This window comes from Clostridium acetobutylicum ATCC 824, from assembly GCF_000008765.1.
GTDB lineage: Bacteria > Bacillota > Clostridia > Clostridiales > Clostridiaceae > Clostridium_S > Clostridium_S acetobutylicum.
Genome location: NC_003030.1, coordinates 960,315 through 976,654, shown reverse-complemented (window position 1 = coordinate 976,654; position 16,340 = coordinate 960,315). Strand labels below are relative to the sequence as shown.

Sequence of the window (16,340 nt, the reverse complement as noted above, 5' to 3'; positions counted from 1 at the left end):
ATCTCTTATATTGGAGGTTTTTTATGAAATTATTGCAACTCTTTAACGATAAGAAATTTTTCAAGGCTGCTTTTGGGCTTGCAATCCCAATAATCATTCAAAACTTTATATTATCTTCACTTAATTTAGTAGATAATATAATTATAGGCGGTCTTGGAGAAACTGCTATTGCTGGAGTAGGTCTCGCAAATCAATATTTCTTTCTTTTGGATTTAGCTCTTTTTGGTACTGCTAGTGGAGCCTCAATTTTTACTGCACAATATTGGGGAAAAAGAGATACTAAAAATATAAAGAGAGTACTTGGTATTTGTTTGATCACTACCATAATCTTATCTGGAATTTTTACAATAGGCGCTTTAGCTTTTCCAAATATTATAATAGGCTTTTTTTCTCAAGACAAAAACGTAATTTCTTTAGGTGCAAATTATCTTAGAATAATATGTTTTAGCTATATAGTTACTGGTATTTCTTTTGCCTATTCAATTATTTTAAGAACTGTAGGTCAAGTAAAGATTCCTATGATAGTAAGTGGTACAGCATTAGCTATAAATACATTCTTAAACTTCTCACTGGTCTATGGAATTGGCTCCTTTCATGGAATCGGAGTATATGGTTCTGCTATCGCTACCTTAATAGCTCGTTTTATTGAATTTTTCTTAATGCTTCTTGCTATTTACAAGTTAAAGCTTCCTATAGCCGCAAAGCTTCATGAACTACTAGACTTATCCACTACTTTTGTAAAAAGATTTTTCAAAGTTGCGGTACCTGTTATGCTTAATGAGAGTATGTGGGGTCTTGGTGTTACAGCTTACGCTGCTGTTTATGCTCATATGGGAACGGCTGTTATTGCTGCAACTAATATTACTTCAACAATAGATAGGTTATCAATGGTAGTGTTTTTCGGCTTTGGAAATGCAGCTGCAATAATGATTGGAAATAGAATTGGACAAAAAGACGAGAAAACTGCATTTTTGTATGCAAAACGCTTTATTATTTTAAGTCCTTTTATTGGAATCTTTATGGGAATCATACTTTATACTAGTTCGCCAGCTATTCTATATGCCTACAACATAAATAGTCAGGTTCATATGTATTCTAAAGAAATCCTTCATATCATAGGAATGTTTCTTTGGATAAAGATATTTAATTATACAAATGTAGTAGGGATTTTAAGAAGCGGAGGAGATACTAAATTTTGCCTCATGCTTGATATGGGCGGAATGTGGCTTGTAGGTGTTCCTTTTGTTGCATTAACAGGTATATATTTTAAACTTCCTATAGGCATTGTTTATTATTTTGTTTTCATGGAGGAGTTTGTAAAATTACTTGTTGGTCTTCCAAGGCTTCTATCTAAAAAATGGATTAATAATTTGGTCTCAAAACCAAGTGAAGTTTCGATCTGAGGTAAGTGATAAAAAATCACTTACCTTTTTTATATTTTACCTAAACTTATATTTATATGTATTTAACTTAATTTTATTCATATTAAAAACTTTTAATTATAATAAAACTGTTTATAATTAAAAGTTTAATAATAAACCACTGATTTTATTTGAATTAATAGAATGTTTTACTAGATAATCTTACTAGATGATAGCTAATCTGTCACATTAATTGTTGCTTTTGCATTTTTTCATTTATTTGTTAAATAGTAATGACTTTTTTCCTGCATTTATGTATAATAGTAACTGAAGGGAGTTGGTTAATATGTCTATGTTCTTATTAATAGGTTTATTATTTTTAATATCAGGATTAATACCTGACTACACTTTAGATGTTTACACGATTCCTAAAGAATTTGAAAATTATCCTGAAATATCACAGATGAAATTTTATGATAGGTATTTAATAAAAAAAGGCGTATAGGCGCCTTTTTTATTTATTTGCATCACTTTAAAGTTTTGTAGTTAAATCCTTTATAAGTAAGATTTAATACGGTTGTTTTTCACTCTTCTAATTCTCCTAAAAAAATAGCTAAGTTTCTCTAACATATTAAGCTGTAACCACAAATTAAATCCATGTTGGAGAATGTTTTAATATAAAAAAACAGGAATCTTCTACAACTCTACTTCGATTTATAGAAAATTCCAAAATTTATATAATACTATTCTTTATCCCCTTCTATGTTTTTTATAATTGCTACTTGATCCGGTAAATCTCCTATTTCAATTTTTATTTCCGTAAGAGGATCTATTAATTCTTTGTTATAACTTTTAAGATATTCAGAAAGATTGTTTTCATTAACCATGCTTTCTTTATTAACTACTACAGCCATTTTACTTACTTTGAATATTTTTCCTCTTCTACAGCATTCAGTCAATCCTTGTGATATTTTACTTAACAGTGTAACATCTTGCACACCTCATACCCCCACTTTAACTTTATATATAATTTATATATTAAAATTCAAATTAATATTACCCATAATAACGAAAAAACAGTTGAATCTTCGGGGGAAATTCAACTGTTTTATAATATAAACTTGTTATTCATTAGCCTGCATTTATATTAACACTTATTTATTAATACATTATATATAATTTATTAACTGTTTATAAATTTCTCATAAATAACTTTATATTACATATAAGCTTTTAATCTGCATACAAAAAGCTTACCTATCTATAATTATTTTAATAAAAACACACCACTAAGGATACCCTATAACTATATAAATACGCAAAATAACTGGAGGTAATAATAATGTTAGAGAATAATCTATTAAAGTTATTAAACGATCAGGTAACCAAAGAATTCTATTCAGCATATTTTTATCTTGATATACATAATTATTTCATTTCAAAAGGCTTAGATGGTTTTGGTAACTGGTTCTATATTCAAACTCAGGAAGAAAAAGATCATGCAATGCTATTTCTTAAATATGTCGAAATAAACAGTGAAGATATAACCTTAGGAAACATTCCCGCACCATCACTTAACTTTTCAGATATTTCAACTCCTCTTGAAACTACATTAAAACATGAAAGGGGAATAACAGCATCAATAAATAAGATATATGAAGCTGCTTTTTCAGTTAAAGACTTTAGAACAATGCAATTTTTAGATTGGTTTGTTAAGGAACAAGGAGAAGAGGAAAAAAATACTGAAGACCTTGTAAGAAAATACGAGTTATTTGGCTCAGATTCAAAAGGATTATATTTATTAGATTCTGAACTTAAAACAAGAGTATACACTCCAGCAACTCTTGTACTTTAAATCTAAAAAAGGTGAAAGCATTATAATCATATAGCTTTCACCTTTTGGTTATTGAATTTCGACCTTAAACTTGCCGTTAAAATACTCTTCAACTCTCAATAAAACTTGTGCTGTTCTCTCTGCATACTGTCCAAGATATCCCTTACTATCATTAAAATTTTTCCATACTATTTTCAATGGCATCTTAGTTTCTCCTGTTAAACAATCCCAAAGTGCATCTAAATTTTTACCATAGTATTCTGGGAATTTAAGCTCTTTTTTTAATATACGATGGAGATTATCTTTGTCTTTAAATTCTTTGCCATCAATAGTAACTATTTTCATTTATATCACCCTAATTTTTAATAATAACGTGTAAATGTTTCATAATGATCTGATGTTCCATAAATAAGTCCATCATTTGAATATACTAGTCTATCTGCACCTCTATGTCCACCAAAATAATTTATGTCACATTCATGCCATACTCTTCCCCTTTTAGTTGGAAGAACTCCTTCAGAATTAGTAAATATATCTCCGCCTATACTTTTACCCGGAGCATAATCCCATAAGTTTTCACCTGGTGTCCATCCAAGTTCTTCGGCATTCTCCTTAGTTATATAATTGTCTGGCAAATATCCATATTCATGTATATAATCGGCAACTCCTTGGAAATCATTAATTACAGCATCATTATAATCATTTCTGTAATAATTACTTTGTTTAACGGGCGCTGATGTTTTAGCTTGTACACAAACTACGTTGTTTAAAAAAGCTCCAAAAATCATAAATACAAGCGTAAAACAAATAGCTGCAAAATTCTTCTTTTTCATATAATACACCTCTTTGTAATTTAATTATGCCAGTAATTTCTGATTTTAAAGTTAAAGTTATTCTTATTTCTCTAAGAATATTGTATTATACGTTTTAATACATTTCATTCTTTATATTCAAATATATTCCATGAAGTAAATGTTATCATTTATATTTTTCTTCAATTCTTTCGTTATCTTGCAATCTTACTCCACATAATGTTAATTTTATCACTTACATTCTATAACAATCTCATATTTATGTCTATTCTAAATCCTAGTAATTTTTATTTTCTTTGAACATTTACTGAAATTTTTCCTTTAAATTTGCTATAAGCAGCATCCAGCACATACTTACCAGTTTCCTTTACAGTTATTTTATCACTTCCTTTTATATTGGTTTTAAATACTCTAATTATTTTCCCTTTATTATTAGTTATTTCTATTATTAAGTTTCCACTTTCAACTTTTGAATTATATCTTATTAAAATTTCATCTCCACATTTAGCTGTAAAGCTCCCTTTAGATTTACCAGTAACTGCATAGTTACATTCCTTATTCAACATTGCTAAATTAGATTGGCAAGCAGTAAAAACAGCTGCACAAATTAGAATCAATAAGAAAATTAATATTATGCTCTTCTTCATATATCTTCCCCCTAAAATATTTCTTGCACACTATTAACAATTATATACTTTTACGTATTTTAATTCAAAATGTTTTCAATACATTTACACTTATAAGTAGTACAAGCCCCCTATAAATTACAGTAATTACTTAAAACTTAACATGTAATTATTGATTTATTTAAAATTTAATGTATAATTATTTATTGTCGAGTTTAGTATATATAAACTTTCAGTTTACATATACTATAAGAGAAACCAAATGAAATTTTAACTTATACATGAAATTAGTAATGAGATTTAACCATGCATAAGTTAAGTTTTTATACGGCTCTTTTCTTATTAATACTTTATTAAAATTATTTTACATAGGTGATTTATGGATATCGGAGAAAAAATAAAAAGGCTTAGGATTGAAAAGCAATTAACTCAAGAAGAACTTGCTAATCGATGTGAACTATCGAAGGGCTTCATATCTCAAATAGAGAGAAATCTAACCTCACCTTCAATAGCAACTTTAACTGATATCCTCGATGCTTTAGGGACAAATTTACCTGATTTTTTCAAGGAGGATAATCAGGAGAAAATAGTATTTAAAAAGGATGATATGTGTGAAACCTCTGATGAAGAATTAAAATACAACCTTAAGTGGCTTGTTTCAAATTCTCAAAAGGATTCTATGGAACCTGTTATGTTAACACTTTACGAGAATGGCTCCTACCTTGAAGATGAACCTCATGAGGGAGAAGAGTTTGGCTATGTTTTAAAAGGAACTATATATCTTAAACTTGGAAATAAAAAATTCAAAGTTAAAAGCGGAGAAAGTTTTTACTTTAAGCCAAACGTGAATCATCAAATTTCAAATGCTGGAAAAAAAACAGCCAGCATCATTTGGATAAGCACTCCACCATCCTTTTAACATTTATAAAAAGAGGTGTTAAATTTAACTATGGAAAAAGACATACTTATTGAACTTAAGAACGTTTCAAAGAAATATGGCGAAAATTATGTAATTAAAAATTTGAACTTATTTGTCAGACGAAATGAATTTCTTACATTTTTAGGTCCAAGCGGATGCGGTAAAACAACAACCTTAAACATGATTGCTGGTTTTGAAACTCCTGATGAAGGAAACATAATATTTGAAGACAGTAGTATAAATATTGTTCCCCCTCACAAGAGGCAAATAAATACTGTGTTTCAAAAATATGCTCTTTTTTCACACATGAATGTATATGAAAATGTAGCCTTTGGTCTTAGGATAAAGAAGCTTCCAGAAAAACAAATAAGGGAAGAAGTTGAAAAAATGCTTTCTCTGGTAGACTTAAAAGGCTTTGAAAAAAGATCAACTGATTCTTTAAGCGGTGGTCAACAGCAGAGGGTAGCTATTGCACGGGCGCTTGTAAATAAACCAAAGCTTCTTCTTCTAGATGAACCTCTTGGTGCTCTTGATTTAAAACTTAGAAAAGAAATGCAGCTTGAACTGAAAAACATACAACAAAAACTTGGAATAACCTTTATCTTTGTGACTCATGATCAAGAAGAGGCACTTACCATGTCTGATACTATTGTAGTATTAAACAAAGGTACGGTTCAACAAATAGGTACCCCTGAAGATATATACAACGAACCTAAAAATAAATTCGTTGCAAATTTTATAGGTGTAAGTAATATTTTAAATGGAGTTATGCTACACGATTACAAGGTAAAATTTGATGATGAAACTTTTGATTGCGTAGATACTGGATTTAATGAAAATGAAGATGTTGATGTTGTTGTAAGACCTGAAGATATAAAAATTGTGTCCAAAGAAAATGGAAAACTCTTTGGAAAAGTTATTTCTGCTGTTTTTAGAGGTGTTCATTATGAAATCAAGGTTGAAGTAAAAAATACTACGTGGATAATCCATAATACAAAGCATGTAAGAGTTGGAGATAGTATTGGCTTAGATATTCTTCCTGATGATATACATATTATGAGAAAGGAAAAAATAGATGAAGAAGCATAGACGTTCCATTTCGCAATACCCCTACTTCTTATGGAGCATACTCTTCATACTTGTACCAATTTTTCTAGTAATATATTTCAGCCTTACAAGCAGCGACAGCACTTTCACCTTAAACAACTATAAAAAATTATTTAATTCCACTTATATGTTAGTATTTTTTAATTCAATAAAACTAGCACTTATATCTACTATCATTTGTTTCTTTTTAGGATATCCTGTAGCTTATATACTTTCAAAGTCAAGCACAAAAATAAGAAATATACTTATGCTTTTTCTTATAATACCAATGTGGATGAACTTCCTTTTAAGAACCTATGCATGGATGTCTATACTTGGTAGAAACGGAATAATAAGCACTATACTTTCTTTTTTAGGATTTAAACCTTTAGATATATTGTATACAGATGCTGCTGTAATACTAGGAATGGTTTATAACTTTCTTCCATTTATGATTATTCCTATATATACAGTACTTATCAAAATAGATAGAGATGTTTTAAAAGCGGCTTCCGACTTAGGAGCGAATCGTTTTATTATATTTAAAAGAATAATCTTTCCTTTGAGTATACCTGGAGTTATGTCTGGTGTTACAATGGTTTTCATGCCTGCCGTATCAACCTTTGTTATATCAAAACTTTTAGGTGGAGGACAATTCATGCTCATAGGAAATTTAATAGAATCTCAATTTACAACTGTTGGCGATTGGTATTTTGGTTCAGCTATATCAATTTTAATGATGGTTATAATACTTATTTCTATGGCTGTACTTTCAAAATTTGATAGCAAGAGCGACTTGAAAGGTGGTGGACGTCTATGGTAGAAAAATGGTTAAAAAGATTTTATTTAACTCTAACATATATATTTTTATATGCCCCTATAGTTTTTCTAATGGTGTTTTCTTTTAACTCAGAGAAATTTTCATCACATTGGGGACATTTTTCTTTAACTTGGTACAAAGCCTTACTTCAAGATGATAGAATTCTAACTGCTCTCTACTATACAGTACTAGTTGCCATAGTATCATCTATAATATCTACTATTTTTGGCACAATAAGTGCTATAGGAATAAGTAAAATGTCACCTCTACCTAAAAAACTATTACTTAACGTAAATAATATACCTGTTTTAAATCCAGATATAGTTATGGCAGTATCCTTAATGACATTGTTTATATTTTTAAAGATTCCTTTTGGACTAACAACGCTTATTATAGCTCATATTGCATTTTCTGTTCCTTACGTAATACTATCTGTTCTTCCAAAACTAACCCAGCTACCTACTGATATTGTGAAAGCTGCTTTAGATCTTGGAGCAACACCTAGCTACGCAATGAGAAAGATAATACTTCCTCAAATAAAATCAGGAATAATTGCAGGTTTTTTATTCGCCTTTACAATGTCTATAGATGATTTTGTAATAAGCTTTTTCAATACTGGAAACGATGTTACAAACCTCTCAATAGAAATATACTCTATGGCTAGGCGTGGAATTACACCTGAAATAAATGCACTATCAACTTTAATGTTTGTAACTATTCTTATTTTATTACTGCTTGCAAATAGAAAAAGTATTATATCTAAGGGGGAAAAGAAATGAAAAATATAAAGAAAATCATAGCACTTGCTGCAACAGTCATCTTAACTTGTTCTTCTCTAACTGCCTGCAACTTAAAACCTGGTTCAGATAAAAAAACAATAACTGTTTTTAACTGGGGCGAATATATTGATAAAGATATTCTTAAGGATTTCACAGCAAAAACTGGTATAAAGGTAAACTACGAAACCTTCTCAACTAATGAAGAAATGTATGAAAAAGTCAAATCAGGAACTAATAATTATGATCTTATATGTCCATCTGATTACATGGTGGATAGAATGATTAAAGAAAATTCAGTTCAGAAAATTGATTTTAAGAGTTTATCCAATTATTCTAATATAGATAACAAATATAAAAATTTAAGCTATGATCCAAAGAATAGCTATTCAGTACCATATATGTGGGGAACAATTGGCATAATATATGATAAAACTCAAATTAAAGATAAATTAGATAGCTGGAATGACCTATGGAATCCTAAATATAAAGATAAAGTATATATGTCAGATGACATGAGAAATTCCTTGGGCATATCACTTAAACGCCTTGGATACTCAATGAATTCAAAAAACAAAAATGAAATATCAAAAGCATCTAGTGCACTAATAGAACAAAAAAAGCTTATAAACCCTGTATATGTTGGTGATGAAATCAAAGATGACATGAGAAACGGAGAAAAGCCAATAGGCGTTATTTATTCAGGAGATGCAGCTGTACTGATGAATGAAAATCCAAACAAATATGAATATGTAATTCCTAAAGAAGGAACAAATTTGTGGTTCGACAGTTGGGTTATACCTAAAAACGCAAAGAATAAAGAAGCAGCTGAAAAATTCTTAAATTACTTACTTGATGCAAAGGTAAATAAGAAAAATGTTGATTATATAGGTTACGGAACTCCAAACACAAAAACCTTTGATATGTTAAATGATAAAGTAAAAAATAACAAAGCATCATATCCTGACGATGCCTCCTTAAAGAATTCAGAAGTATTTACAGACTTAGGAAACTTTAAAAAACTTTATAATGATGCCTGGGTTAATATAACAGCTAAAAAATAATATAAAATGATGACTTCTTTCAATTAGGAAGTCATCATTTTATATTTCTGTTAATGTTATGTGATTTTTCTACTATTTTATGATATTTTAATTTTTAGAACTACTTTTTTTATATTCATAGGCTTGTCAAAAGTGCAGCCTGGTTTATGCCCATCATTAGGGAAAAATATACAGAAATAGTTATCCTCTAAATTTATTTTTGAAGATAATTTACCATCCTTATAAAAAATTACATCTTTTTCGTCAGAGTACGCTTCTTCTACACTTAAATTTTGAATTGGCGACCATTCGATAAATTCTTTTCCCTTAACAATGTACTGAATATCAATATATTTTTCATGGGACTCAAATTTTTTTTCACTTTTATCTTTTGTTTCATAGCTTTGTACTGATGCATAAACATTATCAGAATCAATTTCATATTTTCCATCCGAAAGCTTCTGTATATCTGTATTCTTTAAAAATTCAAAGGCCCTTTCCATTTCTTTGTTCATGTTAACATACAGACTTGCATTTTCTAATTTATCAACTATCATTTTACTCCTTCTTTTTTGCTTTATTTTTATAACAATTTTACACTAGTGGTATATTTTAAACTATATTACTTTTTTGTTATTATATATTATTCACTTTTATTTTTCAAGCATGTTTGTAGTTTATATAATAATTACATCGATAATCACTTTCAACCAATTATACTTTATTTAAACTGGACTTTATGAAATTTACTAACTAAAACAGCAGCTAATGAAAACATAATAGAAAAAGCGATTAATACCATCATCGGATTTATTGAACCAAATCTTCCATTCTGCATATACTGAACAGATTTTATAATCCATCTATTTGGCGTTACATCACTTATTCTTCTTAATCCTTCTGGCATAATTTTATAATTTATAAAAGTTCCACCTACAAGTGACAGTATAAGACTTATAGCTGCCGAAAACATATTTGCATATAATTCTTTATTAAATATGCACACTATAAAAGTTCCAAAGGTAGTCATCACAAGAGTTAATATTAAGCCATATGAAAGCATTTTTAAAAATGAAATCCCTATATATATTCCAAAAATAGCCATTAAACTATTGGCTATAAAAAGCTGAATATAGCTGAATATATAATTGTATATAACATTACCAAATATATATTCAAATTTACTATTTGGTGAATACATATATCTATAATAGGTGTTTTCTTCTCTATCTCTTATAATAACAGCACCATTTACAACTGAAGTAATTAAAAGCACTGTAGCTAAAAAAGCTATTATTCTTTCGGACTTTGATAGTCCACCAATCTGCTCGTCTTTTACAATTCTCTCCATGTTTAAAGTTTTATTTTGAACCAAATATGCTTTTATCAGTTTTTTCATATCTTCATTTGTCTTTTTATCCCTAACATTATAAAATTCAAAATACTTACTCATATTATTAAATGAGTTTTTACCTAATTTCCTCTTTATAGTAACCACAGCATCATACTTTCCTAAAATAACTTCAGTTTTCATAAGTTCACCATGACATACTTTGGCATTTATTCCTCTAGTATGCTTAAGCATTTTTACTATTCTATCGCCTCCTTTAGATTTTATTTTCTCATTTACCCCTATATTAAGCGATGGTGAACTTACATAATTTACTACAATAGCTAAAATTATTGCAGCTACTGGAACCAAAAGATTTATAAAGAACTTTTTCTTATTTGAATAGGCTCTTTTAAAATTCGCAATAAATACCAACCATATAGTTCTCATTATAAAAACACCTCCTTATTAAATAAAATTGATGCCCCAATTGAAAATATAATTCCAAAAACTAGAGTAACAAGTATAGTTCCCACCAAAATAGTTTGACTTTTATCATATACCTCCGATATAATCCCTCTGTTAATCCATGTAAATGGAGAAATATAGCTTACCTTCTCAAAAGTTCTCCCAAGTGCCCCTACAGGGAAAAAGCATCCTCCAAGTACTCCAAGTATTGAAATTGGTATATTTAAAATTCCCTTTATTGTTTTGAAATTTTTCATAACTATACCAAGAAATATTCCAATAGCTGCTGCCATAAAATTTTCAGTAAAGAACAAAATTAATATTTTTAATGTACTACCTTCAAAATTAACGCTTAATAAAACTTTACTAATTATCAAAAGTATCAAACTACACCCCCATGAAATTACAGTACAGGATATAATTTTAGACAATACTATAGCTGAATTATCTATTGGTGCACTTAAAAATCTATATGCTGTTTTACTAAGGCTCTCATCTTTAGCTACATAAGCCATTGTAATGATATTTGTAAATATGAAAAATGGTATTAAAACAATTACGTAATAATAACTTGATGTAATAGATTTATCTCCTTTAAAGTAATTTACGGCAAGATACTCATAAAGCAGTATAAGAATCATTGGATATACAATGTTGTATATTATCAAAAAAAATCCTTACATCTCTTTCTAAATCCATAACTAAGTAATACAAAAAATCCTTTCATAGCTTTTCCCCCTAATCTCTTAAAGCTTTTCCTGTAAGACACAAAAATATTTCTTCTAAATTTTCTTTATTGTACTTGGCTTTTATAAAATCTTTTGATCCATCTTCAATAATTTCTCCCTCATCCATAATTATTATCTTATTACATACACTTTCAACCTCCTCCATATAATGTGATGTATAAATTATTGTTGTACCATTTTCATTAAGCTTCTTAACTGTTTCAAGAATATTATTTCTAGATTGAGGATCTATTCCCACAGTAGGTTCATCCATAATTAAAAGCTTGGGTTTATGAGCTATAGCGCAGGCAATATTAAGTCTTCTTTTCATTCCTCCTGAAAAACTAGTTGGAAGGTCATTTTTTCTTTCCCATAATCCAACAAATTTTAGCGCTTCTTCTACGTTTTCTTTAAGCCTTTTTCCTCTAAAACCATAGAGGCTACAGAAGAATTTTACATTATTGTATGCTGTAAGATCAGAAAAAACAGCAATATCTTGTGGTACTACACCTAAATTTGATTTAAAAAAATTCTTATTCTTAATAATGTCTTTATCCTTAAAAAAGATATCTCCTTTATCAAAATCAACTACTGTAGATATAATGTTTATACTTGTGCTTTTACCTGCGCCATTGGGTCCCAAAAAACCAAGTACTTCACCATCTTCAACATTAAAACTAATTCCCTTAACGGCCTTCCTTTCTCCATAGCTTTTTTCAATATTTTTCACCTTTAAAATATAATTCATCGCTATTCCTCCTGTATTTTATATTGGTTATACAACGTTGGATATTAATTTTATTTTTTAAGGAAACTACGAAAGCTTCCTTTATAAACACTATTCAACTTTACAAAACATAATAAGTCTAATGTTTTCTTAAAAGTTTAATCAAAGTTTCTATTTTTTCCTCAACATCAGTTGGATTCTTCATTATATCATCTGCCACATTAGATATCTGTTTCACCACATCTCCATCTTCGCATTTACTCTTGTATTGTACATCTTCTAGAGCTCCAAAATCAATTTTTCTTATTAACTGTTCTACTCCTTTAGAAAATTTAATTATCTCATCAATCTCCTCAATAAGAGTTTTATGCCATTTAATTTGATTGTCTAAATTAGCTATAACATTATCAAAATGAAGTATTTCAACCTTAAGCGTTGCTTCTGAAACCTTAATTTTTCTGCCGTCTTCCCACCACTTTTTTCTTTGCTCTAAACTTTGTATATGCTGTCTTGTAAGATCTATAATTTCATCTCTTTCCAATCTATTAAACATAAGATATATCATAAATTTATCTGCTTCAACATTATCAATAGGTTTTAATAATTCTTCTTTTAAAACTCTTCTTAGTTCTTCTACACCTTTGTCGCTAATAGCATATATTTTTCTTATTCTTGCTCCTGTTCTTTCTTCCCTAAGTGTAAATATAAAACCGTCTTTTTCAAGCTTGTTTAAGGCATAATATATCGAACCAGATTTCACCTTAGCCCACTGATCCATTCCATCTATTTCTATAAACCTTTGTATATCGTAACCATATGTAGGTTTTACACTTAAAAAATATAAAACTAATGCTTTAACCATAACCTTCTCCTTTTTATGCTGTGCTAATATATATATTATACCCAACATTGGATATTGTCAATGTTATTTTCCATAACAAGGCAATACTATTTTAAAATTTGTTCTAGTTGTATCACTTTCCACCTCTATATTACCACCAGTTATATCTATAATATTTTTTGCTATAGCAAGTCCCAACCCAGAACCACCTAATTTATCTGACCTTGACTTATCAACTCTATAAAATCTTTGAAAAATATATGGAATATCTATAGCTGGTATAGGCTCACCATAGTTTATAAAATTAAGTACCGCCATATCTCCTTTTCTTTGCACCGATACATCCATAATCTCACTTGTTTTAGAATACTTTATACAATTAATAATAATGTTTTCAAAAGCCCTTATTAAAAGCACAGCATCTCCTAGAACATACAATTTTTCATCAGTAAGCTTTAGCCTACACCTAATGCCGGCCTTTTGAAAATTCAACATATACTCTCCAATAAGCTGTTTTAATAGCTCTGCAATATTTATTTCTTTTTTACATAACTTCATAGAATGTTCGTTTAAGGTAGTCAATTGAAATAAATCATCTATTAGCACTTTAAGTCTTTTTGTCTTATTATATGCAATATCAATATAGTACCAAAGAGCAACCTCATCCTTATATTGATCGTTTTCTACAAGCTCTAAATATCCTAAAATTGATGTAAGTGGTGTCCTAAGATCATGAGAGACATTTGTTATTAAATCAATTTTTGTTTTTTCTATTTCTTTTTCCTTTTTCAATATAAAATTAAACTTTTCTACAATCTCATTAATTCCTTTTGCCAAATTACCAAATTCATCTTCCCTCTTAACTGGTATAATAACTTTAAAGTTTCCTTTTGCTATTTCACTTGTACTTTCACTTAAATTTATAAAATACTGTACTTTCCTCTTTAATAATAAATGACTCCATATAACAAACACAAAAAAATACATAACAATACTAAATTTTTTCACATCACAAAACAAGAATTTAGCTGTCATTAACGTATTTTCATTATACCTTATTAAAACTTCTTCTAAAGCATTTTTAACAATCAACATTAAAATTACTGTTATTGTTGAAAGCATTAATATAAGTATAAAATATCCAAATATTTTAAGTTCAATCTTATACACTGCTTGCTTACTCAATTTTATACCCAACTCCCCAAACTGTATGAATTAATTTTTCTCCATTTAATTTCCTTTCAATTTTATCTCTAAGATTACTTATATGAACCATAACTGTATTATTTGACTGAAAGTACTTTTCCTTCCACACAGTTTCAAATATTTCTTCTGCACTAAAAATCCTTCCCTTATTAATAGCCAATAATTTTAGTATCTCGAATTCTGTTGCCGTAAGTATTATCTCATTATTATTTATTAATACAGTATGGGTTGACTTTTTTATTGTTAAAGTTCCAAGCACTATGTCATCTAAATCATCTTTATTACCTCTTGTATCAAATAAATACGTTCTTCTAAGAAGAGTCTTTACCCTAACTATAAACTCTAACTGATTAAAAGGCTTTGTTATATAGTCATCTGCCCCAGTTAAAAGACCTTTGATTTTATCACTATTTTGAACTTTAGCACTTAAGATTATTATAGGCACATTTAATTTTTCTCTAATCTTTCTACAAACCTCTATACCGTCTATATCAGGAAGCATTACATCCAAAATTACTAATTTAGGTTTTTCATTATTAATCTTACTTATTGCTTCACAACCATTAGTAGCTTTTATAATTTCATATCCCTCATTGCTTAAATATATTGAAACTAAGTTTAAAATTTCTATGTCGTCATCTACAACAAGTATTTTTAGCATTTTATCCCCTTCCTCACTACTTTAAGTACACTATTATAAAGTTAGCAAAAAGCTTCCCCTCTCTGTTGTTTCCCCAAACTGAAATCATTGAATTTTTTTTCAACGTATATAATTTTTTTTCATTAACTTTTATGTTTGTAATTGTCATTGTATTATCTTTATAGTCATCTCTCTCAAAGTAAACCTTAGTTGACTTATTAAAGACTATATCTATATTTCTTTCACCTTTGTCATGTGATTTTCCTCCTTTATTTTTATTATATATGCTTACTTTTTCGAGTTTTATATCATTCTCTTTTATTTGCACAGTATGTCCTACAGCATCAGCGCTAATTTTAGGAATATCACGTCCTCCATTAATTACTTCCTTAAGTTTTGTCAAATTAAGCATTACACCATACTCTCTAAATGCTACAATCGAACCTGTTATTAAAAATATTACTGTAATACACATAATACAAAAATTCTGGATTACAACTTTACTTGAAATTTTTCTTAAACAAGTAAGTACTGAATACCCTGCAACTGCTCCAAGGGTATTCAGTATAATATCATCTATATCACTGCTTCCTATTTCCAAAACATACTGTGTAACCTCGAAAAACAAACTCAAACCAAAGGAAGCTATTACTGTACTTCTAATTCTAGAAAAACGTTTATTCAATGTAGGAACAAGATATCCAAATGGCATGAACACAATTAAATTTCCGGCTAAATTGGCAAAAGCTCTAAAGCTCCCCATTTCTTTATAGGTGTCAATAAATTGAATAATTGATTTAAAAGGTATCAAATTAATAGACCTTGACTTATTGTATCCTTTAAAAATCTGTAGAAATGATATGCTTTTAAATAAAATTATTTTAAATAAGGCTATTATGTAAATTATAAATAGTCCAAATAAAATCACCTTAAATATCTTCTTTTTATTTTTAATCTTTTTCACATTAAATCCTCCTATAATAAAACTTTATAGATTTACTTTAATATTATTAGTTAAAAATAAATTTAATTAAATCTTAAGAACTATAAAGATTATCTTTATATATTTTAGTCACATTAATTTAGTAGTTATATTCCAAGATGCTATCAGTATATTACTCTT

General features: G+C 28.6%; 20 protein-coding genes. 8 read left to right on the top strand and 12 right to left on the bottom strand.

What is annotated here, in order from left to right; all coding sequences use genetic code 11:
- The first annotated feature begins 23 nt into the window (after positions 1–23).
- A complete protein-coding gene (locus CA_RS04535; RefSeq protein WP_010964165.1) occupies positions 24–1,403 on the top strand; it encodes an MATE family efflux transporter in 1,380 nt (459 codons plus the stop codon).
- 304 nt (positions 1,404–1,707) lie between these two features.
- Positions 1,708–1,866 carry a hypothetical protein gene (locus CA_RS04530; RefSeq protein ID WP_013913531.1) on the top strand — a complete coding sequence of 53 codons (159 nt, stop codon included), beginning with the start codon at positions 1,708–1,710 and terminating at the stop codon, positions 1,864–1,866.
- 238 nt (positions 1,867–2,104) lie between these two features.
- Here CA_RS04530 and CA_RS04525 read toward each other — a convergent pair whose 3' ends face one another.
- Positions 2,105–2,359, bottom strand: coding sequence for a hypothetical protein (locus CA_RS04525; RefSeq protein ID WP_010964164.1), 255 nt, complete (start codon positions 2,357–2,359; stop codon positions 2,105–2,107).
- A 344-nt stretch (positions 2,360–2,703) separates the two neighbouring features.
- Between CA_RS04525 and CA_RS04520 the strand changes: the two genes are divergently transcribed.
- Positions 2,704–3,216: a ferritin gene (locus CA_RS04520; protein ID WP_010964163.1), complete on the top strand. Its 513-nt coding sequence runs from the start codon at positions 2,704–2,706 to the stop codon at positions 3,214–3,216.
- A 48-nt stretch (positions 3,217–3,264) separates the two neighbouring features.
- Here the strand turns inward: CA_RS04520 and CA_RS04515 are convergent, their stop codons facing one another.
- From CA_RS04515 to CA_RS04505, 3 genes are all read right to left on the bottom strand, one after another.
- Positions 3,265–3,540 (bottom strand): barstar family protein, encoded by a 276-nt coding sequence (locus tag CA_RS04515; protein ID WP_010964162.1) that lies wholly within the window; start codon positions 3,538–3,540, stop codon positions 3,265–3,267.
- 17 nt (positions 3,541–3,557) lie between these two features.
- Positions 3,558–4,028, bottom strand: a complete 471-nt coding sequence (locus CA_RS04510) for a ribonuclease (protein ID WP_010964161.1) — start codon at positions 4,026–4,028, stop codon at positions 3,558–3,560.
- 266 nt (positions 4,029–4,294) lie between these two features.
- Positions 4,295–4,654: a hypothetical protein gene (locus CA_RS04505; RefSeq protein WP_010964160.1), complete on the bottom strand. Its 360-nt coding sequence runs from the start codon at positions 4,652–4,654 to the stop codon at positions 4,295–4,297.
- Between the two features lie 358 nt (positions 4,655–5,012).
- Between CA_RS04505 and CA_RS04500 the strand changes: the two genes are divergently transcribed.
- Genes CA_RS04500 through CA_RS04480 form a run of 5 tightly spaced genes read left to right on the top strand, consistent with a single transcriptional unit; the run spans position 5,013 to position 9,298 of the window.
- On the top strand, positions 5,013–5,552 hold the full coding sequence (locus tag CA_RS04500; protein ID WP_010964159.1) for a helix-turn-helix domain-containing protein: 540 nt from the start codon (positions 5,013–5,015) through the stop codon (positions 5,550–5,552).
- A gap of 30 nt (positions 5,553–5,582) precedes the next feature.
- The gene (gene potA, locus CA_RS04495; RefSeq protein WP_010964158.1) at positions 5,583–6,641 is read left to right on the top strand and encodes a spermidine/putrescine ABC transporter ATP-binding protein; all 1,059 of its coding nucleotides are present in this window, start codon (positions 5,583–5,585) and stop codon (positions 6,639–6,641) included.
- Positions 6,628–7,461, top strand: a complete 834-nt coding sequence (locus CA_RS04490; protein ID WP_010964157.1) for an ABC transporter permease — start codon at positions 6,628–6,630, stop codon at positions 7,459–7,461. The genes potA and CA_RS04490 overlap by 14 nt, the downstream gene beginning before the upstream one ends.
- On the top strand, positions 7,455–8,237 hold the full coding sequence (locus CA_RS04485; RefSeq protein WP_010964156.1) for an ABC transporter permease: 783 nt from the start codon (positions 7,455–7,457) through the stop codon (positions 8,235–8,237). Before CA_RS04490 ends, CA_RS04485 begins: the two co-directional genes overlap by 7 nt.
- Positions 8,234–9,298: an ABC transporter substrate-binding protein gene (locus tag CA_RS04480; protein WP_010964155.1), complete on the top strand. Its 1,065-nt coding sequence runs from the start codon at positions 8,234–8,236 to the stop codon at positions 9,296–9,298. Before CA_RS04485 ends, CA_RS04480 begins: the two co-directional genes overlap by 4 nt.
- A gap of 77 nt (positions 9,299–9,375) precedes the next feature.
- Here the strand turns inward: CA_RS04480 and CA_RS04475 are convergent, their stop codons facing one another.
- The 8 genes from CA_RS04475 to CA_RS04440 all read right to left on the bottom strand — a co-directional run bounded on the left by CA_RS04475 (position 9,376) and on the right by CA_RS04440 (position 16,181).
- A complete protein-coding gene (locus CA_RS04475) occupies positions 9,376–9,834 on the bottom strand; it encodes a YhcH/YjgK/YiaL family protein (RefSeq protein WP_010964154.1) in 459 nt (152 codons plus the stop codon).
- A gap of 164 nt (positions 9,835–9,998) precedes the next feature.
- Positions 9,999–11,057, bottom strand: coding sequence for an ABC transporter permease (locus CA_RS04470; RefSeq protein ID WP_010964153.1), 1,059 nt, complete (start codon positions 11,055–11,057; stop codon positions 9,999–10,001).
- Complete coding sequence (locus CA_RS04465) at positions 11,057–11,743, bottom strand: ABC transporter permease (protein ID WP_010964152.1); 687 nt, start codon at positions 11,741–11,743, stop codon at positions 11,057–11,059. The genes CA_RS04470 and CA_RS04465 overlap by 1 nt, the downstream gene beginning before the upstream one ends.
- A gap of 70 nt (positions 11,744–11,813) precedes the next feature.
- Positions 11,814–12,551, bottom strand: a complete 738-nt coding sequence (locus tag CA_RS04460; RefSeq protein ID WP_010964151.1) for an ABC transporter ATP-binding protein — start codon at positions 12,549–12,551, stop codon at positions 11,814–11,816.
- Between the two features lie 118 nt (positions 12,552–12,669).
- Complete coding sequence (locus CA_RS04455; protein WP_010964150.1) at positions 12,670–13,392, bottom strand: PadR family transcriptional regulator; 723 nt, start codon at positions 13,390–13,392, stop codon at positions 12,670–12,672.
- 63 nt (positions 13,393–13,455) lie between these two features.
- Positions 13,456–14,556, bottom strand: a complete 1,101-nt coding sequence (locus tag CA_RS04450; RefSeq protein WP_010964149.1) for a sensor histidine kinase — start codon at positions 14,554–14,556, stop codon at positions 13,456–13,458.
- On the bottom strand, positions 14,549–15,238 hold the full coding sequence (locus CA_RS04445; RefSeq protein WP_010964148.1) for a response regulator transcription factor: 690 nt from the start codon (positions 15,236–15,238) through the stop codon (positions 14,549–14,551). Before CA_RS04445 ends, CA_RS04450 begins: the two co-directional genes overlap by 8 nt.
- 16 nt (positions 15,239–15,254) lie before the next feature.
- On the bottom strand, positions 15,255–16,181 hold the full coding sequence (locus CA_RS04440) for a VanZ family protein (RefSeq protein ID WP_010964147.1): 927 nt from the start codon (positions 16,179–16,181) through the stop codon (positions 15,255–15,257).
- Positions 16,182–16,340 lie beyond the last annotated feature (159 nt).

Coding starts and splice junctions, on each gene's coding strand:
- CA_RS04485 (WP_010964156.1), top strand. CDS start 7,455: ATGGTAGAAAAATGGTTAAAAAGATTTTATTTAACTCTAACATATATA.
- CA_RS04505 (WP_010964160.1), bottom strand. CDS start 4,654: ATGAAGAAGAGCATAATATTAATTTTCTTATTGATTCTAATTTGTGCA.
- CA_RS04530 (WP_013913531.1), top strand. CDS start 1,708: ATGTCTATGTTCTTATTAATAGGTTTATTATTTTTAATATCAGGATTA.
- CA_RS04535 (WP_010964165.1), top strand. CDS start 24: ATGAAATTATTGCAACTCTTTAACGATAAGAAATTTTTCAAGGCTGCT.
- CA_RS04470 (WP_010964153.1), bottom strand. CDS start 11,057: ATGAGAACTATATGGTTGGTATTTATTGCGAATTTTAAAAGAGCCTAT.
- CA_RS04455 (WP_010964150.1), bottom strand. CDS start 13,392: ATGGTTAAAGCATTAGTTTTATATTTTTTAAGTGTAAAACCTACATAT.
- CA_RS04520 (WP_010964163.1), top strand. CDS start 2,704: ATGTTAGAGAATAATCTATTAAAGTTATTAAACGATCAGGTAACCAAA.
- potA (WP_010964158.1), top strand. CDS start 5,583: ATGGAAAAAGACATACTTATTGAACTTAAGAACGTTTCAAAGAAATAT.
- CA_RS04510 (WP_010964161.1), bottom strand. CDS start 4,028: ATGAAAAAGAAGAATTTTGCAGCTATTTGTTTTACGCTTGTATTTATG.
- CA_RS04475 (WP_010964154.1), bottom strand. CDS start 9,834: ATGATAGTTGATAAATTAGAAAATGCAAGTCTGTATGTTAACATGAAC.
- CA_RS04500 (WP_010964159.1), top strand. CDS start 5,013: ATGGATATCGGAGAAAAAATAAAAAGGCTTAGGATTGAAAAGCAATTA.
- CA_RS04515 (WP_010964162.1), bottom strand. CDS start 3,540: ATGAAAATAGTTACTATTGATGGCAAAGAATTTAAAGACAAAGATAAT.
- CA_RS04460 (WP_010964151.1), bottom strand. CDS start 12,551: ATGAATTATATTTTAAAGGTGAAAAATATTGAAAAAAGCTATGGAGAA.
- CA_RS04490 (WP_010964157.1), top strand. CDS start 6,628: ATGAAGAAGCATAGACGTTCCATTTCGCAATACCCCTACTTCTTATGG.
- CA_RS04445 (WP_010964148.1), bottom strand. CDS start 15,238: ATGCTAAAAATACTTGTTGTAGATGACGACATAGAAATTTTAAACTTA.
- CA_RS04480 (WP_010964155.1), top strand. CDS start 8,234: ATGAAAAATATAAAGAAAATCATAGCACTTGCTGCAACAGTCATCTTA.